The following is a 22805-nucleotide window of genomic DNA, read 5'->3' as shown; positions in this document are numbered from 1 at the left end:
CCGCCAGATGCGCGCGATGTAGTGCCAGGACACGGTGATGTTCTCGGTCCGCTCCAGGTACTTCGCCAACTCCCGTGCGGACCAGTGCGAAAGCCCTGTGCCGCTTGGTGGCGTCATGCGCGTCAGCGCGATCACCCTGGCCCGCACCCGCACCGGCACCTGTTCCCGTGCGCCACCGGGACGCTCCCCTTCCAGCCCGGCCAGGCCCTGCTCGGCATAGCGGGTCTTCCAGCGGTCCACGGTCGGCAGCGACACTCCGAGCAGCTCGGCAATGTCCTTGCGGCGGCGCCCCTCGCCCGACCACAACACGATCCGGCCCCGCGTGGCTATGTCCGCAGGCACGTCCCTGCTGTTCACCAACTCCCGCAACTCGGCGGCCTGTTCCACGGAGAGCTCCATACCAAGAGACCCTGCCACACAAGATCAAGTAATGCTGACGGAATCACGAGACACTAGCTGGTCAGAAGTCGACAACGGAACGAAGTGGCGGGCCATGCCGACCGACTCCCCGCCGTGGAACCGGGGGACCTGTCCCCGAGTGGTGGACACCTCTGAGCCCGGCAGGGGCCGGGTAGGAGGGATCTCTTATGGTGATGAAGGTCTACTCGCCCGAGTTCAAGGCGGACGCTGTCGCGCTGTACCTGTCGGACCCGAGCCACACCTTCGAGGGCATCGGCAAGGATCTGGGGATCAGCCGCGAGACGCTGCGTAACTGGGTACGGGCTGAACGGGCCCGCCACGGCGGTGGCAGCAGGACGAGCACGAGCACGGAGATGAGCACGGTGGATTCCCCGCCGACACTCCTCATCGGGTGCTCGCCAACACCGCCCTGCATCTGGAGGACCTGGAGGGCCACGCTCGACGAGGTGCTCGCGCGGGGCAGGTGCGGCACCGCCGCCGTGACGCCCGAGGCTCTGCACCAGCTCATCCAACTGGCCCCCTCCACGGCCCGCCACGAGAACCGGCGGCCACGACTCACCGAACGCGAGGCAGGGACACCCCGGGGAGCCATCCCGTGGTTGAGCAACCGTCAGATCACCCGGTGCATGGACATCACGGAGCACGGTGTGAAGCGCCGTCCCCGGCCTGTCATCATGTCCGATGCCACCGGGGACGCCCGCAAGGACCGGATCCTCAAGGCCGTGGGCGGCGTCCTCACTGCCGCGCTCATCGACTTCCTCGCATGAAGCGGCACCGCGTACACCACCGCACGCGCCCTGTTCAGCAGGTGACACCGCAGCCGGACGATCCCCCGGCTCCGAACGCGACACGGTCCGCCACCCCGGCCGGGCCGACGCCACCGAATGAAGGCCGGTGGCCGGCACTTCGTGCGAGCTGTACCTCAAGTCGCTTTTGTCCGCAGTCGTTCCGAGCGGCAAACGGCACCCCGACAGGACCGCCGGGTCAGCGGCAGCCCTCGGAGGATCCGCCCGAAGCCCTCGGCCACGGCGCTCACCAGGTGATGACGCCCCTCCCGATGCGGGTCCGCTCGCGCTCCGGCGTCGCCGCCGGCTGTTCAGCGGTGAGCAGATTCATGGCACCGGTGGTCACGAGGATCCGTGGAGCCCGTCCGGGCAGGCAGCACACGGCGGGTTCGCCGTGCGCCGGCACGGTCACCCCCAGGCCGAGGTCGTTCCGCCCGACGAGGCCCAACGTGTCCGCGTGCCGTGACCGGCGACGCAGCGCGCCGAGGAGTTCGACGCGGAACGCCACGGCGGGCTGCGCCAACAGGACGGTCATCATGACAGCGGCCGAGTGGTACATCCGGTCGGGCGACAGTTGCGTACGCTCCAGCACTGCCGCGAAGACAGAACCCCGCCGCGAGTACCCCAGCGGCGAGAGCCAGGACGGACGCCCTCCGCGTCCAGGGGCCCCGGACCAGCAGACCGGGGCACAGCACCCCGGTAGAGACCACCACGAGACGACATTCGACGATGCCGCCATCAGCAAGGGAAAGCGGGCGGCGCGGTCTGCGTACGGAGCGGTCCAGTGCGTACCCCGTTGTCCTGTGCCATCGAAGTTTGAGCACGTGCCATCGAATTTTGAGTGGTCTGGATCACTGAGCTTCTTCAACGTTGCCGCACTAGCAGGTGGTTGACCTTGAACGAGCAGGAGTGCGCTCTTGTGGACGCCTGGCCCTCCGGGCCTCAGGGCGACGGCTTCGTTCCGGTGGGCTGGTGGCAGTTCTGGGCTGTGTGGGGCCCGTTGTTGCGGTGGTCTACGCCTGGGTCGGCAGGGTGTGCCGATCGGGGGCAGTGGTTGTCGGTCTGTCAGCGCGCGGGACCGTTCTGAGCGGATCGGTCGGCAGTTATCGCACGGTCAGGGCGGTCTCGTCGGGGGGTGCTGGCGTCAGGACGGCCCGGGGTTTCTCGGGGGATGCGTAGATGGAAGCACGCTCCGAGGTCCGAGGGGACCAGGACGAGGCTGCCACGCTGGCGGTGGGCGAGTTCACGCGCGATGGGGAGTCCGAGGCCGGTGCCTCCGTGGCCCCGGGTCCGGGCTTCGTCCAGCCGGACGAAACGTTCGAAGATCCGCTCGGATTCTTCGACGGGGATGCCCGGCCCGTCGTCGTGGACGGACAGTTCGACGTATTCGAGCTGGTTCCGGATGGTGATCCGGACGCGGCTTGTGGCGTGGCGGGCGGCGTTGTCGATGAGATTGCGCAGGAGTCGTTCGTGGTCGCTGGGGCTGCCGTGCACGTATGCGGGAGCGGTGGTGTGTGCCGTGAGGGTCACCGGTCGGTCCGGTGGCACGCCCTGCTCGACAAGGCGGTGGGCCAGGGCGGCCAGGTCGATGGGACCGCTGTCCATCGAGGGTGCCTGGGCGTCGAGGCGGGCGAGGAGCAGTAGATCCTCGGCGAGGTTCTGAAGGCGTCGGGTCTGCCGCGCCGCGGTGTTGACTGCGGCGGGCCAGTCGGTGCGTTCAGGGTAGGCGAGTGCTACTTCCAGGCTGGTCAGCAGGGTGGTGAGGGGGCTGCGGAGTTCGTGTGCGGCGTCCGCGACGAAGCGTCTCTGCTGGGCTGCTGCCTCGTCGAGGCGTTGCAGGGTGGTGTTGATGGTGGTGGCCAGGGCGGTGATCTCGTGTCCTGTGGCGGGCACGGTGACCCGCTCTCTCGGGTCGCCGGCGGTGACCGACGCGGTGGCGGTGCGGATCGCTTCGACCGGCCGCAGGGCGATGCGTACGGTGAAGTAGGTGACGGCGGAGATCAGCAGCAGGCCGGCGAGTGCGGCGCGTAGCAGCAGGAGGTCGATGTTGGCGGTGATCGCCTCGGCGGTGTGGGGGAGCACCACCACGTAGACCTGCATGATGGCGTCCGGGGAAACGCCCAGGGCGGCTCTCTGCTCTCGTGTCAGTTCACCGGCCCAGATGTCGGTGCTGAGAACGGGGTATGTCCTGCCGCCCAGCTCAAAGCTGCGGACGGCGTCGTTGCGCTCCGGGACGCGTAGTTCGTAGCTCGCATAGCCGAAGCCCCCATCATGATCATCAATGGGCGTGGAGGAGGCGGGTGGTTCGGGAAGCACATGGCGGCTGCCGGGAGGGAAGGCGTCCATCCCTCCGCCGGACGCGACGGGGGTGCTGCGTCCGGAGGCGACTACCTCGTACGGCACGGGGCTCCTCGGGCTGGGGGTCACTCCTTGCCGTAGTTGGTCGGCGAGCGCGAGAAGCGGGGCCTGGGCCTGGTCCTCTGCGATCTGGGCGCTTTGACGGTAGACGTCGTGGTGCAGCCACCAGCCGATGGCGAGCAGGACAGCTGCGGCGGTCGAGGCGACGGTTACGGCGGTGCGGGCGCGTACGGACCGGGGCCACCAGCGCCGTCGCGACTCAGCGGCGTTCACGGTCGTCAACCAGCCGGTAGCCGATGCCTCGCACGGTCTGCAGGGACTGCCGGTGGAACGGGGCGTCCACCTTCTTGCGCAGAACGCTGACGCGCGCCTCCACAAGATTCGGGTCCAGGGCGTCATCGGGCCACGCGTGGTAGAGCAGATCCGCCTTGGAAACGGCCTGCCCCGCCCGCCGGGCCAGCAGTTCCAGCACGGCGAACTCCCGGGCGGTGAGGTCCACCCGGGCCCCCGCCCGGCGGCAGACCCGGGCGGCGACATCCAGCGAGAGGTCCCCGACGGCGAGGACAGGCGGGGCGACGGCTGCGGCACGTCGCACCAGGGCCCGGAGCCGCGCGACGAGCACCAGGTAGGAGAAGGGCTTGGCCAGGTAGTCGTCGGCGCCCGTGTCCAGTGCCTCCGTCTGGTCCCACTCCCCGTTCTTGGCGGTGAGCACCAGGATCGGAGTCGCGTTGCGCTCGCGGCGCAGCTGGGCGCAGACCTTGTAGCCGTTGAGGCCGGGCAGCATCAAGTCCAGGACGACAGCGGCGTATGCACCTGTCCTGGCCATCCACAGCCCCTGCCGCCCGTCGTGGGCGAGGTCGACGCTATACCCCTCGGCCGTCAGACCGGTGTGCAGGGTGCGGGCGAGGTCCACCTCGTCTTCAACCACCAGGATGCGCATGCTTCGTAGCCTGGCATAGGGCCCGCGGCCGTTCCTGATCGACCGATCAGGTTGGGTCAGCAGCCGGTCAAGTGGGCCGGGCACGCTGGCGATATCCACGCCGCCTGAAAGGCCCTTCCTCAGATGTCGCTCGCTGTACGTGCGCCCGCCCTCGCCCGCGTCACCGGGCTCCCGGGTCAGCCGCCCACTGCCCGGCCGCTCTCCGCTCCGACGACGGCCCTGGCCGCCGTCGCCCCAGCGTCACTGTCCCTTGCCCTGGGAATGTGGGGCATCCGCAGAGAGAACACGATGTGGGGGGACGAGGCAGTCACCTACCGGCTCGCGCAACGCGAGTTGTACCAGCTGTGGGAAACGGCGCAGCAGGTCGACCTCGTCCACGCTCTGTACTACGCAGTGATGCACGTCGTCTTCGACGTGTTCGGCGCCGGGCTGCTTTCCCTGCGGCTACCGTCCGTGCTGGCCATGGCCGCTGCGGCGGCTGGAGTGGGTCTTCTCGGCTTGCGTCTGGCGGGACCTCGTGCCGGAGTTACGGCTGGGCTTGTGTTCGCCCTCCTCCCTCAGGTGCAGAAGTACGCGCAGGAGGGCCGGTCCTACGCCATGGTTTGCGCACTGATCGCCTGGGCGAGCTATGCCCTGGTGGTCAGCTCGTCACGGCGCGGCCGTTGGCGGTGGACCGTGTACGGCTTCACCATGCTCCTGGCTTGCCTGCTCCACGAGTTCGCAGCTATGGCCCTTGCCGCACACGGTGTCACGCTGATCGTCTCGCGCCTTCCCAAGTCAGTGCTGAGGGCGTGGAGTGTCACCGCTGCTGGCGTGGTGGCAGGGCTGTTGCCGCTGGCGATCGTCAGCGCGGGCCAGTCGGAGCAGGTGTCCTGGATCGGCGAACCGGTGCGCCCCTACCCGTGGCTGGCTGCGGTGATGGTCGGGCTGGTGTGCACACGAGCACCCCTGCGGAGCCAAGGGACTGTCCGGCTGACCGCGCTGGCTGTGCCGCTGCTCCTGCTTCCGGGTGCCCTGCTGCTGATTGTCTCCCTGGTCAAGCCAATCTTTGTGGACCGATACGTCCTTTTCAGCGACATCGGGCTCGCTCTCCTATTGGGCGCCTTCCTGGAGTACGTCCACAGGCTGCCGCGATACTCCTGGACCGTGTACGTCGCGGCGCCCGTGGCTCTGGTAGCGCTCGCACCGCTGAGCAGCTCGCTGAGGACGCCCCAGAGCCGGAGCAACGATGCCACCACCATCGGCGCCGCCGTCCGCACAGAAGGCCGCCCCGGCGACGGGCTCCTCTACCTCTCCAGTCAGCAACGGACGCTGACCGCCGCCGACCCCGACGACACACGCCTCCTGGTCGATATCGCCCTGGCGCGGGACCCCGTGGCATCGAACACCCTCGCAGGTGTCGAGTACCCCGCCCCAGAGATTGCCGCACGTATGAAGCTGTTCGACCGGATCATCGTCGTGAGGGCAGCAGGCATACACGCACCCGAGGATCCGCGAGAAAAAGCGAAGAGAGCTACTCTTCTACACCATTTCCGCGCGCACACGACGAATGAGGTCAACGGCGCAGGAATCACGCTCTATACCCGAAATATAGCCCCCACGCTTCGTGCCGGACATCAAATGGTCAGCACAGAAGCTCTGCGGCCAGTAAGGGAGACGTCAGACATCTCAATCAACAGGCCGGGGGCCTCGCTCGTTGCACTTCACGATCATCACCCGATCCGTAATCAACTCGAAGAAGCTTACTCATCCACTGTGAGGGTGGTGCCTCGCGTAAGATCGAATAGGGCGAAATGGTGCTGAACGGCAGAGGGCTTGATCCAGGTGTCGTGGTTGTCGATGAGTTCGTACCACGCCTGCGCGGCCGTCATGCCCTCCTCGTAGAGGGCGGCGAGTTTGGAGTGGTGATCTTCTGAGATCAGGACGCGGCCCACTGGTGCGCGGTTGGGGAAGCGCGGGCTAAGGATCCTCTTGACGAGCCACTCGGGGACCTTCCAGGTGTCAGAGATCTGACGCAGAGTGCTCTGGCTCCAGCTGGCGTGGTTCTTCATCTGTCCGATGATGTTGAAGGTGCGGTCGCGTGCCTTGGTGGTGGCTATCCGTTCCCACCGTCGACTCGCGGGGCCCAGATCTGGCTGTTGGGTGGAGTCGGTATCCGCGAGGGTGATCTTGAGGATCTCCACGGATCTTCCGCTGAGCGCGGCCAGCCGGTCGATCCGCAAGCGGAGGTTCCTTGTGCGGGTGGGTTGGCTGAGAATCCAGAGAAGGTAGCTGGTCCTGAGGTGGTTGGCGCGAGCGAGCCGCTGAACGTAGTGGATGGTGGTCTCGCCGAGCCGGGGCCGGACGTTGATCGGTAGCGGAGCCAGTGGTTTGGGCAGGTCCGCGCTCACCGGCGCAAGCCGGCGGTGCGGGGCAGGGACTGCGCGACATGATCCAGGGGGACCGCGTCGAGGGACTGCTGCGTTATGGCCTCCTCGCCGGTGAGGACAGCGTCGATCGCGGCTCCGCGGATGGCGTGGGAGAGGGCGCCGATCATCCCGCCTGTCCGTTCGTGGAGGTAGCGGTTCAGGCGGGTGAGAGTGCCGGGCCTGTGGCGGTGCAGAAGCAGAGTGCCTTCAAGCGTGGCGACCAGTCCCTTCCACTCCTCGTTGTAGGGGAATGGGTTAGTGGGGATGAGCGTGAACCGGCCGGCGATCTGCTGGCCGCGGGTTCCGGACAGCAGGTTGGAGTGCTCGATGTCGATCCCGGCGTAGACGAACGTCGCCGGGATCCTTTCGGAGAAGTACTTGAGGGTGTCAGCGACTTCAGCGCCGCTCCGGCTGGCTAGGGAGATGTTGTGCAGCTCATCGACTTTACCGACCGCAGGAGCTCGGATACCGGCTCTGAACTGCGACGATTCATAGACTACATGTCCGCGACGGCGAGTCGGGGTCGTTGCTGTAGCTCGTCTGGGTGGTCTCATGGGACGGCCCGTCCACCGGGATGGTGGACGGGCCGTGAAGAGGTCGGCGAGGCAAGATCACATGGCTGGTCCGGGCTTAGCGATGGCCGGGGCCGTCGTAGTAGCCGGGCCGGGCCAGCAGCACGGAGTTGAAGTAGTAGCCCTGCTCGTCGTCCGGTTCGTCATCGCCGTCGAAGGGGCGCCAGAAGCTGAGCAGCAGGTCTGGCGCGACGAATGATGCGGGGTCCTCGTCGTCGGCGGCGATGGCCGTGACGTCGGACATGCGGGTCGCGACCTCGCGTGCTGGCAGGCCGAAGACGTCGATGCCGTGGAAGAGCACGACGTCCGACGGCTCGGAAGGGCGTCCCAGCTCCACAGATTCCAGCTGGTCACGTGCGCATCCGATACTGATCATCAGCCCGCTCGGCCGGAAGATGTGCTGACCCGCTTGGTCGGACGGGGAGATCGCCGTCGGTTCCCGCAGCGAGTCCAGCGCGTTGTTCGCGGCCTGCCGTGACATACCAATTCGCAGAGGGCCGACGCCTATGGGCGGGGCGAGCTCGAAGTGCATGCGCGCATGGTGTCACGGGTCGCTGCTCTCACCGCCGGCGGCTGGTCCAGGGCCTGTCGCGGAGAGTGCTGAACCGGGGTCGGCGAGGCGGGCTTCGAGATCGGCGATGCGTCGGTCTTGGAAGCGGAGGTTGGAGCGGGCGGCTTTGAGCCGCTCGTCGAGGGTGCGGCTGTCGGCGGTGAGCTGGCGGATCCGTTGCTTGAGGGTGGTGTTCTCGGTGGTGATCCGCTGGATCGCCTCCTCGGTCCACTCGGCTTCCAAGTCGCGGATCTGACCGAGGAGTTCGCCGATGTGGGTGCGTTGGGCGAGGATCTCGGTCTGGGCGGTCTTGAGAGCGTCCTCGGCGTTCAGCGCGCGTTCGCGCCAGGTCGCCTCGTGCTTGTCGTCCTGGTCGGCGAGGATCCGGGTCCGGCATTCGCCGGCCTCGGCCATCGCAGACGCGACCGCGGTCCGGGCCTCGGGGTTGTCGTAGAGGAAGGTGCGGGAGACGTCCGCGCGGCGAGCGACGGCAGCGACGCTGACCTGAGCCTTCTCGCGTCGGATCCGGGCGACGGCCTCGTGGACCCGTTGGAGGGCGGTCTCGGTCTTGCGGCGGCGGGCCGCCAGGGCCGCCGCGGTGCGGGGCTCGGGAACGGTGGCGGTCTTCATGCGACGTCCTGTTCGGGATCGGTGTCGCCGGTTGTGCACGCATCGCTGTACTCGCTCTCCTCGTCGGCGCCCGCTTCGGCGAGGTCGGCGGCGCGGAAGGCGGTGGACCAGACACGGTGGAAGTAGTCCTGGGGTTTGCGCAGGTCCAGGGCGAGGGCGTCGTCGATCAGGCCGAGGCCGGCCAGGGCCTTCTCCAGGCCATCGATGGCGCGGGCGGTGGGTTCGAAGTAGCGGTGGAGGTAGTCGGCGGTGGCGTCGTCCGGGGCGCCTTCGGCCAGTAGCCGCCACTGCTCGCGCTTCCGGCGCCAGTAGAGCAGGTCGGCGCCGGACAGGACGAACTTGTCGCAGTTGTGGCAGTCGAGATTCCAGGGGCAGGTGTTGCCGTCGACGACGCGCTGGAAGGTGCAGAACCCGCCCTCGGCCGGGGTGCTGCGGCGGGAGAGGTCGATGGCGAGGGCCTGGGCCTGCTCGCGGGTGAGCGGGGTGGTCTCCCCGGCGAGGAGTTCGCCGGGGTTGGCGGTTCCGGGGCCGGCGACCCATACGTGTTGGAGGACGTTCTCCAGGTCGTCGCTGGTCAGGTGGACGTAGTGCTCGGCCATGCGGTCGGAGACCTGGCCGAGGTAGCGCCGGATGTGGGTCAGGCTCGCTCCGGCCCGCAGCAGGCTGGTCGCCAGCGTGTGACGGGCCTGATGGGGGACGTAGTGGCCGAGGTCGAGGTTGTCGACCCAGGGCCGGAAGCGGCTGTAGAACCACTGGTGCGTCAGAGAGACCGTCCCGTCCGGGTTGCGGTGGGTCGTGGGAAACAGGGCGAGTTGGGTGCGTTCAGTGCCTGTCGGGCGGTAGCCGTGCTCGGCGGTGAAGCGGTCCAGGGTCTTGCGCTGCCGCTCGGCGAGCAGGTCGTGGAGCCGTTCGGGGATCCGGATCGCCGCGTCGTAGTTGCCGACCTTGGTTTGGTCGTGCCAGAACATCGCCAGCCCGCCGTAGCGGCCCAGGCAGTCCCACCGCACTTTGAGGACCTCGCCGATGCGGCGGCCGGTGATGACGGTCGCCTCCCAGATGTCGCGCATCCCCAGGTCCAGGGTGTCGCTGTCGGTCAGGCGGGCGAGGTTCTCCTCGTCCGCCAGGGCCCGGGCGACCTCGTCGGGGAACGGGCGGCGGGCCCACAGCGTCGAACTGCCCGCGGCGGGCATGGCCGTGATGAACTCCCGGCTCAGGCCGATGCGTTCGGCCGCCCCGCTGTCCATCGCCTCCCGCAGCAGCCGCCGGGCAGCATTGAAGACGATGCTCCGGGTGATGAGGGTGATGGTGCTGGGAGACCCGCCGGGGCGCTTGATCGCCAGCGACGGCAGGCCATCGCGTTCACGGCGGCGCTGATCGGCAACAAAACGCTGTGCGTGCTCACTCCGCAGCACGGTCGGGTCATGGCCGTCGCCCGGTGCGTCGAGCTCCAGGAACACTCCGAGTTCGAGTGCAGCCCGGCGCAAGTCGTCCAGAACGCCGGCGGTTCGGGGGCAGCGGGGGGACCGCAGCAGGTCTGCGAGATGATCCCAGGTCAGGTCCCGCAGCCAGCGCTGCGGGATGCCGCTGAGATCGATGTGGCCGCTGCGGTGGGCGAAGCGGACGCCGAAGTGCTCGGTCTCCAGGAAGCCGCTCTCCTTGGCCTGCTCGGGAGTGAAGTAGACCAGCCGTAGTTCGTGGAGGATCTCCTTGGTGATGCCGCCGGTGAACTGGTTGCAGCTGCTCAGGTCAAGGTCGATCAGCGAGTTCACGCTGCCGGCCCGGCAGGTGGTCACCAGCTTCTGTAGCCAGGCCAGATCCCAACGGCTCGCCCGGGGACGCTGGGTGTGCACGAACATCCCCCACTGGAGCTCGGCCCGCACCAGCGGTCGCAGACCGCGCAGGTTGAGCTGCCCCGGCCAGGGCAGCGCGGTCTCCCGCGCGCACCAGGAGCGGAAGGCTTCCTCGTCGCCGAAGCTGACCGGGACCGGTGCCCCGTGGTGCTCGTATCGCTGCCACCAGCTGTCCGGCAGACTCGCCCCGCCGGGCCGTCCCTGCTTGCCGTAGTGGGCATCGTGCCCGGGACACAGCCCCAGCGGGGAGTCGGCCAGCGAGGGGCAGACCGCCACCCGGCAGGGACCGTAGCCGGGAAAGACCTGCTGGTGGCTGACCCAGTCGGCGAAGTCCGCGCCTTCGCCGTGCTGCTGGCGGTGCAGTTTCCACCGGTTGCGGTGACGTTGACACAGCCGCAGATCATGACGGTCTGCGGGACGCTCGGGGCAGATCCGGCAGACCGCGTCCTCCCGCGAGGCGAAGGCCCCCAGCGGCTGAGCCGCGGAGATGAAGGCGGCCTTGCCGATCCCGCGCTCTTTTGCCTGGGCCCACTCCTGGCGGTGGATCGAGCACAGGTCGCCGCCGCCCCGCGCTCGCTCGCAGCCAGCGACCACGCACTCCCACCGGTAGATGGCGTGCCCGCGCGGGATCCGCACGATGTCGGCGCGGAAGACCGGATCGAAGGACGGCGTGTTGATCAGCGCTGTGAGAATCTCCAGCCGGTCGCGTTCCTGCCGGTCCGGACGCTCCGCGTAGAGCGGACGCAGGAACTCCATCCGCTTCACCGGTCCTCACCCCAGACCGTACGAAGCGCGGCGTCGAACACCGGGTCGTGTACATCGACGTGCCCGTAGACCTCATCGACCATCGCGGCCGAGGCCCAGCCGCCGGCATCCCGGGCGATCAGGGTGTTGCCGCCCGCGGCGTCGAGGACCGCACTCGTGAAGTTGTGCCGGAAGGCGTGGGGTTTCACGAGCCCCAGACCAGCGCGTTTGCCAGCCCGGCCGAGCATCCGGCGGGCTCCGACCGGTGCCCACGGCTGCCCAGTATCCGTGCCGTGCAGCTGGACCAGGAGCATGCCGTGCCCAGCCCCGCGCGGGTACTCGGTGGTGACGTACTCGAAGTAGGTGTGCACCATCGCCGGGCTGACCCTCTTGATCAGCCCGCCGGTCACCGTCCCGCCCTCGACCTTCCAGGGCTCCTTGGTCTTCGCCTCGGCCCGGTTCGGATTTCCGGGGCGATGACAGATGTGGACGTGCGGAGTACGGCACTCACCGCAGGCCGTGTTCTCGCGCAGGTGCAGGTCGACCAGGTGCAGCCCGCAGAGCTCGCCGATCCGCAGGCCCCCGTCGGCGAGCCAGGTCACCACCAGTCGGTCCCGGGCCGCGTTCACCGTCTCCAGCAACTTCTCCCGGGCGCCGTCGGGGAGCATTTTCGGGTGCCGGCGATGCGGCCCCTTGGGTGCGAGCGGGTTCGTGGGCAGCGACGACTTCACGTGCCCGAGGAACGAGCGGCGCCGGTCCACTCGCGACGGCAGCCGGGACTTGTCGAGCTTCTTGCCGAGCTCGCCGTTGATGCCGAGGGAGGCTTGGTGCAGGTAGAAGCCCTTCAGGCAGGCCGCCGCGGTCGACAGCGCGGCCCGGCCGTAGGGGCGCCTGCCCACCCGCCACGGCTCGCCGAGCGGCATGCGGACCTCGGCGCCGACGATGCCCATGTAGCGCTCCAGGTCCCGCAGTTGGACTGTGCCGTAGTTCAGGCATTCGCGCTCCAGCCACCGCAGGTGATCTACCAGCAAGTACGCGTACGTCCTCTGCGTTCCCGAGCCGTCATGCTGCCGCAGGAACCGGTCCGCCTCCGTATGGACAGTGCCCTCGGGCCAGACGATCGTCCACGACCGCCGCCCGTCCTTCCTCTCGATCTGCTGGACCCTCAAGTCCCCGACCACAACGTGCCGTACCACTTGTCCTCCGTACCGACTCCGGAACATGACAGACGTCCCGGTCCCGGTCGGTAAACGAGCCCATGACGCCCACGTCACAGGCCCAGACGGACATCACGGGCAACACAACTCACGGTCGGTAAAATCGACCAGGATCAACCCGGTGCGGGTGTCGGTGCAGACGCCGACGACAGCCTCGATGATGTCGGTGATGTTGGAGCTGCGGCGGACTGGGAGGCCGAGGAAGCGGGCGAACTCGGCTGCAACCATGCGAGCGGTCGCGGCGGGCGGGACGGTGATGTAGACGACTGGGATCCGGTCGGTGGCGTGCGGGTGGCGGGCCTGGTCGAGGAGCTCGTGTGCCTGTCCGAGCTGGGTGATGGCGATGGTCTTGCCGGTGCCGGCGGGGCCGGAGACGATCAGGCCGCGGCGGGCGCTGATCGCGTGCTTGTTGAGCAGGACCAGACGGCGTCCGCAGGTGACGGTGTGGCGGACCGTCGAGGTTGCGACCACTCGCAGCCGGCCATGGTGGTCGAGCCGGTCCTCGTCGTAGAGCTGCCGCTGGAGCGGCTCCAGCAGGTCGTACTCCTCCGTGCTCAGCAGTGCGGGCGGTGCGGGAGGGGCGGCGGTGAAGCGGCGCCATCCCTGCCGGGTCGTCAGCTGATGCCCGGCCCTGTTCTTCTGTCGCATTCAGGGCAGTGTCGGATATGTGGCCGGGAACGGTCACGTGCGTCTCCATGGATCTTCGAGCGGGTTGAACAGTCCCAGCGGGATCACTTCGGCCAGCGATTCGGTGTCCTCACCCGGCACTTCCGGGGCAGGGGGCCCGGAGTCGGTCGGGGCAACGGGGGCGGGGGTTGTAGGTCCGGTGGCACGGGTGCGGGCAACGACCCGCTTGTCCCGGGCGGCTCGTTTCGGTTTCGCAGGCTGGCCGGATCCGGCATGTGCCTTGGCCAGCAGGGCAGCGACCGCGTCAGCGATCTCGGTCTCGGTCGCCTCGGGCAGGCCCTGGGCGGCGTGGTCCCAGGCCAGCTCTCCGAAGGGGACGGGAACGCGGTTCAGGTGCTTCCAGGTGGCCTCGATCCAGCCACTGCCGGTGTGGTGGTCGCGTACCCAGATCCGGGAGATGTCGTAGGGGTCGTGGTGGACCTCCCACAACCCCTTCTTTTCCTTGACGCCGGAGTGCTGGCGCCGCAGGCCCGTCAGGGCCGGGCTGTCGTAGGTGCGGCGCTTGATCTTGATGCCGTAGTCGTTGACCACCCGCCAGAGCGAGGGCAGCAGCTCGACGTAGTCGTCGCCGCTGAGTGCGACCGGAACGTAGCCGCAGGCCTCGACGAGCGTGGCGTACTTCTCGTTGGGGGTAAACGACCGGCCGGGTGCGGCCGGGTCCCGCAGCCCGTCATGCGGACGGTTCTGCCAGCCGCTTTTACCGACCGCAGGAGCTCGGATACCCGCTCTGAACTGCGACGATTCATAGACTACATGTTCGCAATGGAGAGTTGGGCCTGTTGCTGAAGCTTGCCAGGTGGTCTCGTGGGGCGGCCCGTCTTCCGGAACGCGCCGCACGGACTGCCCGCACGCGGCGGCGTCATCGCCCGAGACCGGTCCGGCGACCACCAGGCTCGGCGACCTGCGCCGACGCGGCGGTAACACAGACCCGCAGCGTGACTCTGCGGAAACCGCTTAGAGCTCTCCCGGCCGGCCGAGATAATCAGCCGATGGAGATAGAACGCGCCTACCAATACGCCCACTGCACGGTAGTACTGGGCGCAGACCACGAAGTCCCCGGATGTGAGGCGATCTTCGATCAGGCCCTCAGCAACGGGCTCCTCGCTATCGTCGCGGCCCAGTGGCCCGGGGAAGAACGCGACCCCAAAGGCTCATGGATGCGGTCCGCGAAACAGCTCCTCACGGTCATCGAGGAGAAGACGGACGCCCAGCCGGACGGCACCCGCCTCATACCGTGGACCGATCATGGGGACTCGGAGGGCATCCGCGTTGACACAGACACCCTCCGAGAGGGTGTCACAAAAACTCAGGCCCCTCGCCACGGTCGCGGGCCGGGAACCCTGGAGCGGAGCCACGTTGACGCGCTCCTGACCCTCGACAGGCACCCGGCCCTCAGGCGTATCACCGAAGTGGCGAGCGATGGGCTATGGATCAAGGCTGAGGTCCGAGACCGCTACGACCGAGACCGGGCGCAGGCGTATCTCGAATTTCTCGGCGGGGATGAAGCGCAGGCGCGCGCCGAACGCGCTCCCGAGCTCGTCGAGTATCCCCACCCCAAGCACAACCCAGATCGGGAGGGCTCCGAGCTCGAATGCTGTGCAGTATGCGAGTACGAGAGCTTCAAGCTCGACTATCCCACCGAAATCCCGGACACCGGAAGCGGTGCCTGCCTGGTCTGCTCCTACGCCCGTTCTTCGGACACTGCGTACTACCTGTCCCTGAACGCAGAGCTCAGGCGTGCCATCGACACCGACTAGCAGAAGCAGGATTAGGTGGCTGATCCCGGGCCGGTGAGACGCGCTTCCAGGTCGGCAACGCGCCGGTCCTGGAAGCGGAGGTTCGAGCGGGCGGCTTTGAGTCGCTCGTCGAGAGTGCGGTTGTCGGTGGTGAGCTGGCGGACCCGCTGCTTGAGGGTGGTGTTCTCGGTGGTGATCCGCTGGACGGCCTCCTGTGTCCATTCGGCTTCCAAGTCGCTTACCTGGCCGAGGAGTTCACTGACCCGGGTGCGCTGGGCGAGGATCTCGTCGTGGGCGGCCTTGAGGGCGTCTTCGGCGTTCAGGGCCCGTTCGCGCCAGGTCGCCTCGCGCTCGTCGTCCTGGTCAGCAAGCGCTCGGGACCGGCGTTCGCCAGCCTGAGCCATCGCTGTGGCGACTGCGGCTCTGGCCTCGGCGTTGTCGTAGAGGAAGGTGCGCGAGACGTCCGCCCGGCGGGCGACGGCGGCGGCACTGATCTGGGCTTTCTCACGTCGGAGGCGGGCGATGGCCTGGTGGACGCGTTCAAGGGCGGCTTCGGTCTTGCGGCGGCGGGCGGCCAGGGCCGCCGCGGTGCGGGGTTCGGGAACGGTGGCGGTGTTCATGCAGCGTCCTGTTCGGGGTTGTCGCCGTCGGCGGTGCACGTATCGCTGTACTCGTCCGGCTCGTCGCCGCCCGCGTCCGCGAGGTCGGTGGCGCGGAAGGCGGTGGACCATACGCGGTGGAAGTAGTCCTGGGGTTTACGCAGGTCCAGGGCGAGAGCCTCGTCGAGGAGGCCGAGGCTGGCCAGGGCCTTCTCCAAGCCGTCGATGGCGCGGGCGGTGGGTTCGAAGTAGGCGTGCAGGTAGTCGGCGGTGGCGTCGTCCGGGGCGCCCTCGGCCAGCAGACGCCACTGCTCCCGCTTGCGCCTCCAGTAGAGGAGATCGGCCCCGGACAGGACGAACTTGTCGCAGGAGTGGCAGTTGAGACTCCAGGGACAGTCGCCGCCGTCGACGACGGGCTGGAAGGTGCAAAACCCTCCCTCTGCGGGAGTGCTGCGGCGGCCGAGGTGGATCGCGATGGCCATGGCGTGCTCTCGGGTGAGTGGGGTGAGGTTGTCGGTAAGGATCTCGCCAGGGTTGGCGGCGCCGGGACCGGCGACCCAGACGTGCTGCAGCACGTCTTCCAGGTCGGACTGGGCGAGGTGGACGTAGTGCTCGGCCATGCGCTCGGAGACCTGGCCGAGGTAGCGGCGGATATGGGTCAGACTCGCTCCGGCTCGCAGCAGGCTGGTCGCCAGCGAGTGCCGGGCTTGATGGGGCACCCACCGGCCGATGTCGAGGTCGTTTATCCATGCCTTGAAGCCCCGGTGGAACCACTGGTAGGACAGGGGCCGACGGCTGTCGCTGTTGCGCTGGTTGCTGGGGAAAAGCGGCAGGTGGGCGCGCTCCTCCGGGGTCGGCGGGCGGTTGTGGCGAGCGGCGAACAACGCCAGGGTCTTGCGCTGCCGGGCTTCCAGCCGCTGGTGGAGCTGTTCGGGGATACGGATCGCGGCGTCGTAGTTGCCGACCTTCGTCTGGTCGTGCCAGAGCATCGGGAGACCGCCGTAGCGACCCAGGCAGTCCAGACGCAGTTTGATCACCTCGCTGCAGCGCCGTCCGGTGACAACGATGGTCTCCCAGGCGTCGCGCAGTCCGCGGTCGGCCGGGTCGTGGCAGGCGGAGAGCATCTGCAGGTTCGCCTCCGCGGCGAGGGCCTGGGCGACCTCATCGGAGAACGGGCTTCGCGTCCGGGTGACGATCTTTCCCGGAGAGGGCATGGCGGTGACGAAACCCCGGTCCAGGCCGAGCCGTTCGGCTTCACCGGATTCCAGGGTTTCCAGGAGAATCCGTCGGGTGCGGGTGAAGACCATCTGGCGGGTGTAGGCGGTCACGATGGACGGCTTCCCGTGCAGGCCCTTCATTCCCAGGGACGGCAGCCCGTCCAGCTCCCGCAGCCGCTGGTCGGCGGCGAATTCGTGGACGTGCTCCGCCTGAAGGAGCTTTGGGTCGTGCCCGCCGCCCGGGGCCCGGACCTCTAGGAAGGCGCTGAGCTCGATGCAGGCCCGCCGGGTGCCGTCGAAGGTATGACCTGAGCGCGGACAGCTTGGCGAGCGCAGTATCGCGGCGAAGTGATCCCAAGCCAGGTCACGGAGCCATCGCTGGGATATCGAGGTCAGGTCCATGTGCGGTGACCGGTTGTTCAGCCGTCGGCCGAAGTGCTCGGTGTTCAGGTAACCCTGCTCGCGGGTCTGATCCGGCGTCACATAGATTGGGGTGAGCAGGTCGAGGAGGGTCCGGGCGAGGTAGGCGGCGTCCCAGCCGGCCGTGCTCAGCAGCCCCTTCTCCTTCTCCGCGTCCAGGCTGTCGGCGGCCAGGTCGGTGAGCGAATGAAGCCCGTGCTCGCGGCAGTAGTCCGCCAGGCCCTGGATGTGAGTGATTTCCCAGCGCCTGCCCGATCCACGGGCATGGACGGACAGCCCCCATTGGATCTCGGCCCTCAGGAGCGGGTGCAGGCCGCGGAGGTTGACCTGTCCTGGTCGGGATACCGGCGCTGTCCTTGAGCACCACCACCGGAAGTCCGACTCGTTTTCGTAGGTGACCGGCACCGGCAAGCCGACCCGCTCGTAGCGGTTGCCCCACTGGGTTGGCAGCGTCGCGCCGCCTGGCCCTCCCTCCCTGCGGTAGCGCCGGTGGTGCCGATAGCAGAGCCCCAGGGGCGATTCCGCCAGGTCAGGGCAGACCACGGCTTTGCAGCGTCCGTATCCGGGCCTGGGCAACTGCTTGGCCAACCAGGTGTCGAAGTCGGCGGCGTCGCCGTGCCGGTCGTGGTGGTGATACCAGCTGAACTGGTGGTGATGACACAGTTCCAGGGTCAGCTGTCGCGCGGGCCGCCCGGGGCAGAGGCGGCACGGTCGCTCGCGCAGTTCCTCGCCGTGCCCGACCGGATCGGTCGTGCGCAGAAACTCCGCTCGGGACCGCTCGGCGCGGACCTGACGCCATGCAGTCTCGTGGGCGCCACAGAGGTCGCCCCGGCCCATCTTCGGCCGCTCGCAGTCGGTGACCAGGCAGACCCATCGGTAGACAGGGTGGTCCGGAGGGATCTCGACGATCACCGAGCGGAACACCGGGTCGAAGGACGGAGAGCTGACCAGCGCGGTCATGATCTCCAACCGGTCGCGGCCCTCTCGGCCGTCCCGCACCGGGACCAGAACAGTCGTGGTCACCGCGTCTCACCCCAGACCGTGCGCAGAGCGGAGTCGAAGGCGGGGTCGTGGACGTCGACGTGTCCGTAGACCTCGTCGACCGTGGCAGCCGAGGCCCAGCCGCCGGCGTCCCGGGCGATCAGCAGGTTGCCGTCAGCGGCGTCGAGGACTGCGGAAGTAAACGTGTGGCGGAAGGCATGGGGTTTCACCAGCCCGAGGCCGGCGCGTTTCCCGGCCCGGCCGAGCATCCGCCGGGCCCCGACCGGCGCCCACGACTGCCCGGTGCGGGTCCCGTTCAGCTGGACCAGAAGCATGCCGTGTCCGGCTTCGCGCGGGTACTCGCTGGTGAGGTACTCGAAGTAGGAGTGCACCATCGCCGGACTGACCCGCTTGATCAGCCCCCCGGTGACCGTTCCGTGCTCGACCCGCCAGGGGTGCTTGGTCTTGGCCTCGGCCCGGTTCGGGTTGCCGGGCCGGTGGCAGACGTGCAGGTGAGGGGCGCGGCACTCGCCGCAGGCCGCGTTCTCGCGCAGGTGTAGGTCGACCAGGTTTAGCCCGCAGAGTTCGCCGATCCGCAATCCGCCGTCGGCCAGCCAGGTCACCACCATCCGGTCCCGTGCCGAGTTCACCGTCGCCAGCAGCTTCTTTCTGGCGCCGTCGGGCAGCATCTTCGGGTGACGCCGGTGCGGTCCCTTCGGTGCGAGCGGGTTCGCCGGCATCGTGGTCTTCACGTGTCCGAGGAGCGAGCGGTGCCGGTCCACCCGAGATGGCAGACGCGTGCCATCGAGCTTTCCACCGAGGTCCACGTTGACGCCGAGAGAGGATTGGTGCAGGTAGAAGCCCTTCAGGCAGGACGCCGCGGTCGACAGCGCGGACCGGCCGTAGGGGCGCTTGCCCATCCGCCACGGCTCCCCGAGCGGCATGTGGACCTCGGCGCCGACGACGCCCATGTAGCGCTCAAGGTCCCGCAGCGCGACCTTGTCGAAGGCCAGGCACTCACGCTCCAGCCACCGGAGATGATCTACCAGGTAGTACGCGTAAGTCTTCTGCGTGCCCGAGCCGTCATGGACCCGCAGGAACCTGTCCGCCTCGGTGTGAAGCGTGCCCTCGGGCCAGACGACCGTCCACGACCTCTTCCCGCCCCTCCGCTCGATCCGCTGGACCCTCAAGTCCCCGACCACGAGGTGCCGCACCATTCGTCCTCCGTACCGACTCCAGAACATGGCGGACGTCCTGAACCCGGTCGGTAAACGAGTCCATGACGTCCACGCCACAGGCTCGAACAGACATCACGAACAGCACAAACTACGGTCGGTAAAGTGGGCGACGATCCACTCGTCCAGGAGCTCCTGGAGTTCCAGCAAGGACCACAGCGGTTCCTCATCCAAATGCCGGCCGCGGTGGTCGGCGCTGCGGCCCGTGAAGCCGAGCAGGAACTGGGTGAACAGGGTGCCCACGGAGCCGAGCGTCTTCTCGATCGTGCCCTTCTCGAAGGGCGAGCCCTTGTGCGCGGGCTGAAGGTCGATCTGAAGGAAGCGGCAGGAGGCGAGGAAGTTGCGGGACGTGAACGCCTTGCCGTGATCGCAGACGATCATCTCCGGGACGATCACCGGCCGGCCGGCGGCGTGCTCAAGGCGTTCGTCCAGGGGCAGCAGCCGACGGTGCGGCAGCACCGAGCGGGACATCCGAAGAGCGTCAACCCAGCCCGGCCGCATCAGTTCCGGGGTGACCGTGCGAGCCAGCAGCACGCTGGCATCGACTGCCTTCGTCGAGGGCCGCAGCACCGCCGCGCTCACCGTCCTGGTCGCGACGTCGACCATGCCGGTCAGCTCAACGGTGCCGGCCACCCCATCGTCCAGGCGGACCAACACGTCCAGCGGGGTGGAATCGATCTGCATCACTTCACCCGGCGCGAACGCGGGCAACTCACCGAACGGCGCGGACGCTCCATGCGCCCGTGACCTGCGGGTCTTTGCCGAGCCGCTGGTGTGGGTGCCGCTAGTGAGCCTGTCCAGCAGCCGGTAGAGCGTGCGGCGTGAAGGCAGCCTCACCTCCCGGCCGATATCGCTGGCCTTGAGGATCTGCTCGGTCCGCCAGAGCAGGAAGGTGCCAGTGCGGGTCGATGCGTCGGTAGCCTCACTGATCGCCTGACGCATCGCCTCCACGACCGCTTCGTCCACCGTGCCGTACTTCGGTGTCCGCCGGACCGGCCGATGGTCAGCCAGCCCCATCACCCCGCCCTTCTCGTAGCGGCGCCGGTAGTTCGCGACCGTGCCCGCTGTCACCTTGTGCCCCGCCGAAGTCAGATCGACGGCCTTCGCCCGTTCCCGCGCGGTCAGAGAACGCGACAGGGCGTACTGGGGTTTCGGCTCCGCGCCCGCATCCGCATCCGGCGGAAGACCATGGAGGACCTCCAAGATGTGGCCCTCCCACCACAAGGCCTTCTCCAACGCCGCCTGCGGCAGGGTCTCCAGCAGAGACACTGGCGGCAACGGCATCCGTCCCGAGCTGTCCACGACCTCGAAGTCGTCGTCGGCGAACAGCACAGCCGGAGGAACAGCCCGAGGCCTCCCGCCCATGTCCGATAGCGTGACCGCCCTGCCCGAGACCGCCAGAACCAGGCGAACCTGCCCGCCGAACCTGACCCTTTCCCCGACAGTCAGGCTCTCCGGCCGCCTCAGCCGTCCCATCACAACCCCCTTACCACGTAGACCACGGAGTCGGAGCCCAGCAGCCGCGAGGCAACGTCGATCACCAGGACGCCGGACCACACCAGATGGAACAGCACCGGCAGCACCATCAGCGGATCACCCGCCTCCGCGGCTCCGGGCCGCAGCGGCCGCGGCTCCGCGAAGACCTCCATCAGCCGATCGGCAACGTCCTGGCGCAGGCACCGCCGTCTGCGGTAGCGAGACAGCCAGCGCATGTTCGCCATCAGTACCGGGTCCGGGATCCCGGCCCGGACAAACTCCCAGTCCACCGCCCGGCAGGCCCGCTCTGTCGCCTCAAACGCTTCCGTTGTCGCCTCATCGACACGATCCGCGGCACGGACATCGACCACCCGGCCGCGCCCGCTCGCTAGGCGCACGAAGTAGTCGGGGGCATGCCGACGCTGGCGCTGGCCGTCGTGCCAGTGCAGCCAGAACGGCTGCGACGCGATCCCCGTCACCTGCGGATCCGCGTCCAGAAGGATCAGGCGGTCCCGTTCCAGCCAGGACTCGTAGCCGATGTGCTCGCCCGTCGTCGCGCAGAAGTACCAGCCCGCGAAGCTGATCCCGCCTTTGGGCCAGCGGAACGGCCGCACCGGCGCCACCCGCTCGAAACGGACACCCCAGCAGGCCGCAAGCGACCGCCGAACGTGCACTCCATCCTCGAAGAACCCCAGTTCGAACGTCCCCAGGTCAGGATCCGCGTACGCATCCACGAGCTGCCCCACTGCCACCCCCACAGCACCCCGTGCTGATCAAACTTCGGTGGCACGAACTTACTAATGATCAACATTCGGTGGCAAAGATCAAACTTCGATGGCACGGGACACCCGTCCCGCTTCTTCTCCGTTTGATACCTTTCACTGGACACGAAATTCGATCGGATGTTCGCTTTTGGATCTCCGACACGTCCGTTGTCGGCAGTAGACGCCCACGTTCTCCGACATGCGGCGTGCCACTCAATCGGACCGGGTGACAGCTCATGGCAGGAACCGACCGCGAGAAGGCGCTGGACACCGCACTCGCACAGATCGAGCGGAAGTTCGGCAAGGGTGCGGTGATGCGCCTCGGTGAGCGGCCGAACGAGCCCATCGAGGTCATCCCCACGGGATCGACCGCCCTCGACGTCGCCCTCGGGGTCGGCGGTCTGCCGCGCGGCCGTGTGGTGGAGGTGTACGGGCCGGAGTCCTCCGGTAAGACGACGCTCACGCTGCACGCCGTGGCGAACGCGCAGAAGCTCGGTGGTTCGGTGGCGTTCATCGACGCCGAGCACGCGCTGGACCCGGAGTACGCGAAGAAGCTCGGCGTCGACATCGACAGCCTCATCCTGTCCCAGCCGGACAACGGTGAGCAGGCGCTGGAGATCGTCGACATGCTGGTGCGCTCCGGCGCCCTGGACCTGATCGTCATCGACTCCGTGGCGGCCCTGGTGCCACGCGCCGAGATCGAGGGCGAGATGGGCGACTCGCACGTGGGTCTCCAGGCCCGCCTGATGAGCCAGGCGCTCCGCAAGATCACCAGTGCGCTCAACCAGTCCAAGACCACCGCGATCTTCATCAACCAGCTCCGCGAGAAGATCGGCGTGATGTTCGGTTCGCCGGAGACCACGACCGGTGGCCGGGCGCTGAAGTTCTACGCCTCGGTGCGTCTGGACATCCGGCGGATCGAGACGCTGAAGGACGGGACCGACGCGGTCGGCAACCGTACCCGCGTCAAGGTCGTCAAGAACAAGGTCGCGCCGCCGTTCAAGCAGGCGGAGTTCGACATCCTCTACGGCCAGGGCATCAGCCGCGAGGGCGGACTGATCGACATGGGCGTGGAGCACGGCTTCGTCCGCAAGGCCGGCGCCTGGTACACGTACGAGGGCGACCAGCTCGGCCAGGGCAAGGAGAACGCCCGCAACTTCCTCAAGGACAACCCCGACCTCGCCAACGAGATCGAGAAGAAGATCCTGGAGAAGCT

At 68.1% G+C, this 22805-nt stretch carries 18 protein-coding genes and 3 pseudogenes; 4 read left to right on the top strand and 17 right to left on the bottom strand.

Annotation, left to right across the window (positions count from 1 at the left end; all coding sequences use genetic code 11):
* On the bottom strand, window positions 1–399 hold a 399-nt coding region (locus tag B9S58_RS27715), incomplete at its 3' end, for a helix-turn-helix domain-containing protein (protein WP_219818896.1).
* Between the two features lie 188 nt (window positions 400–587).
* Here B9S58_RS27715 and B9S58_RS27710 point away from each other — a divergent pair.
* Window positions 588–743 (top strand): annotated as a pseudogene (locus tag B9S58_RS27710) (transposase); the annotation flags it as partial.
* A gap of 709 nt (window positions 744–1452) precedes the next feature.
* Here the strand turns inward: B9S58_RS27710 and B9S58_RS27705 are convergent.
* From B9S58_RS27705 to B9S58_RS27695, 3 genes are all read right to left on the bottom strand, one after another.
* Complete coding sequence (locus tag B9S58_RS27705) at window positions 1453–1797, bottom strand: hypothetical protein (protein ID WP_146063576.1); 345 nt, start codon at window positions 1795–1797, stop codon at window positions 1453–1455.
* Between the two features lie 473 nt (window positions 1798–2270).
* Window positions 2271–3836 (bottom strand): cell wall metabolism sensor histidine kinase WalK, encoded by a 1566-nt coding sequence (locus B9S58_RS27700; RefSeq protein WP_103534751.1) that lies wholly within the window; start codon window positions 3834–3836, stop codon window positions 2271–2273.
* A complete protein-coding gene (locus B9S58_RS27695) occupies window positions 3823–4503 on the bottom strand; it encodes a response regulator transcription factor (RefSeq protein WP_103534750.1) in 681 nt (226 codons plus the stop codon). Before B9S58_RS27695 ends, B9S58_RS27700 begins: the two co-directional genes overlap by 14 nt.
* Before the next feature lie 288 nt (window positions 4504–4791).
* On the opposite strand from B9S58_RS27695, the gene B9S58_RS27690 reads away from it, so the two are divergent.
* Complete coding sequence (locus tag B9S58_RS27690; RefSeq protein ID WP_103534755.1) at window positions 4792–6306, top strand: glycosyltransferase family 39 protein; 1515 nt, start codon at window positions 4792–4794, stop codon at window positions 6304–6306.
* Here the strand turns inward: B9S58_RS27690 and B9S58_RS27685 are convergent.
* The 8 genes and pseudogenes from B9S58_RS27685 to B9S58_RS27650 form a co-directional block, all read right to left on the bottom strand.
* Window positions 6246–6893, bottom strand: coding sequence for a hypothetical protein (locus B9S58_RS27685; protein ID WP_146063574.1), 648 nt, complete (start codon window positions 6891–6893; stop codon window positions 6246–6248). The two genes, B9S58_RS27690 and B9S58_RS27685, sit on opposite strands and share 61 nt — an antisense overlap.
* Window positions 6890–7354, bottom strand: a pseudogene (locus B9S58_RS27680) (ATP/GTP-binding protein); the annotation flags it as partial. The pseudogene B9S58_RS27680 and the gene B9S58_RS27685, both read right to left, overlap by 4 nt.
* 187 nt (window positions 7355–7541) lie before the next feature.
* Window positions 7542–8015, bottom strand: a complete 474-nt coding sequence (locus B9S58_RS27675; protein ID WP_103534748.1) for a hypothetical protein — start codon at window positions 8013–8015, stop codon at window positions 7542–7544.
* Between the two features lie 12 nt (window positions 8016–8027).
* Window positions 8028–8663, bottom strand: a complete 636-nt coding sequence (locus B9S58_RS27670; RefSeq protein ID WP_103534747.1) for a DUF6262 family protein — start codon at window positions 8661–8663, stop codon at window positions 8028–8030.
* Window positions 8660–11269, bottom strand: a complete 2610-nt coding sequence (locus B9S58_RS39515; RefSeq protein ID WP_103534746.1) for a tyrosine-type recombinase/integrase — start codon at window positions 11267–11269, stop codon at window positions 8660–8662. Before B9S58_RS39515 ends, B9S58_RS27670 begins: the two co-directional genes overlap by 4 nt.
* Before the next feature lie 5 nt (window positions 11270–11274).
* Complete coding sequence (locus B9S58_RS27660; protein ID WP_258045102.1) at window positions 11275–12426, bottom strand: tyrosine-type recombinase/integrase; 1152 nt, start codon at window positions 12424–12426, stop codon at window positions 11275–11277.
* A gap of 150 nt (window positions 12427–12576) precedes the next feature.
* A pseudogene (locus B9S58_RS27655) lies at window positions 12577–13171 on the bottom strand (AAA family ATPase); the annotation flags it as partial.
* On the bottom strand, window positions 13156–14085 hold the full coding sequence (locus tag B9S58_RS27650; protein ID WP_308457932.1) for a Mu transposase C-terminal domain-containing protein: 930 nt from the start codon (window positions 14083–14085) through the stop codon (window positions 13156–13158). The pseudogene B9S58_RS27655 and the gene B9S58_RS27650, both read right to left, overlap by 16 nt.
* Before the next feature lie 65 nt (window positions 14086–14150).
* Here B9S58_RS27650 and B9S58_RS27645 point away from each other — a divergent pair, with 65 nt between their 5' ends.
* A complete protein-coding gene (locus B9S58_RS27645) occupies window positions 14151–14918 on the top strand; it encodes a hypothetical protein (protein ID WP_103534743.1) in 768 nt (255 codons plus the stop codon).
* Between the two features lie 11 nt (window positions 14919–14929).
* Here the strand turns inward: B9S58_RS27645 and B9S58_RS27640 are convergent, their stop codons facing one another.
* The 5 genes from B9S58_RS27640 to B9S58_RS27620 form a co-directional block, all read right to left on the bottom strand.
* Window positions 14930–15517: a DUF6262 family protein gene (locus B9S58_RS27640; RefSeq protein WP_103534742.1), complete on the bottom strand. Its 588-nt coding sequence runs from the start codon at window positions 15515–15517 to the stop codon at window positions 14930–14932.
* A complete protein-coding gene (locus B9S58_RS27635) occupies window positions 15514–18156 on the bottom strand; it encodes a site-specific integrase (RefSeq protein WP_258045101.1) in 2643 nt (880 codons plus the stop codon). Before B9S58_RS27635 ends, B9S58_RS27640 begins: the two co-directional genes overlap by 4 nt.
* Window positions 18153–19331, bottom strand: a complete 1179-nt coding sequence (locus B9S58_RS27630) for a tyrosine-type recombinase/integrase (protein WP_103534741.1) — start codon at window positions 19329–19331, stop codon at window positions 18153–18155. Before B9S58_RS27630 ends, B9S58_RS27635 begins: the two co-directional genes overlap by 4 nt.
* A 93-nt stretch (window positions 19332–19424) precedes the next feature.
* Entirely contained in the window at window positions 19425–20681 is a 1257-nt protein-coding gene (locus B9S58_RS39510) for a hypothetical protein (RefSeq protein ID WP_374935715.1), read from the bottom strand.
* A gap of 143 nt (window positions 20682–20824) precedes the next feature.
* Complete coding sequence (locus B9S58_RS27620) at window positions 20825–21577, bottom strand: TnsA-like heteromeric transposase endonuclease subunit (RefSeq protein ID WP_103534753.1); 753 nt, start codon at window positions 21575–21577, stop codon at window positions 20825–20827.
* Window positions 21578–21825: 248 nt separating this feature from the next.
* Here B9S58_RS27620 and recA point away from each other — a divergent pair.
* Window positions 21826–22805 (top strand): recombinase RecA (recA, locus tag B9S58_RS27615; protein ID WP_103534740.1); only part of this gene is annotated, 980 nt, incomplete at its 3' end.

The organism is Streptomyces sp. SM11 (genome assembly GCF_002910905.1).
Classification (GTDB): Bacteria; Actinomycetota; Actinomycetes; order Streptomycetales; family Streptomycetaceae; genus Streptomyces.
Note: the sequence above shows the minus strand (reverse complement) of the source record. Positions and strands in the feature narration are given on the sequence as shown.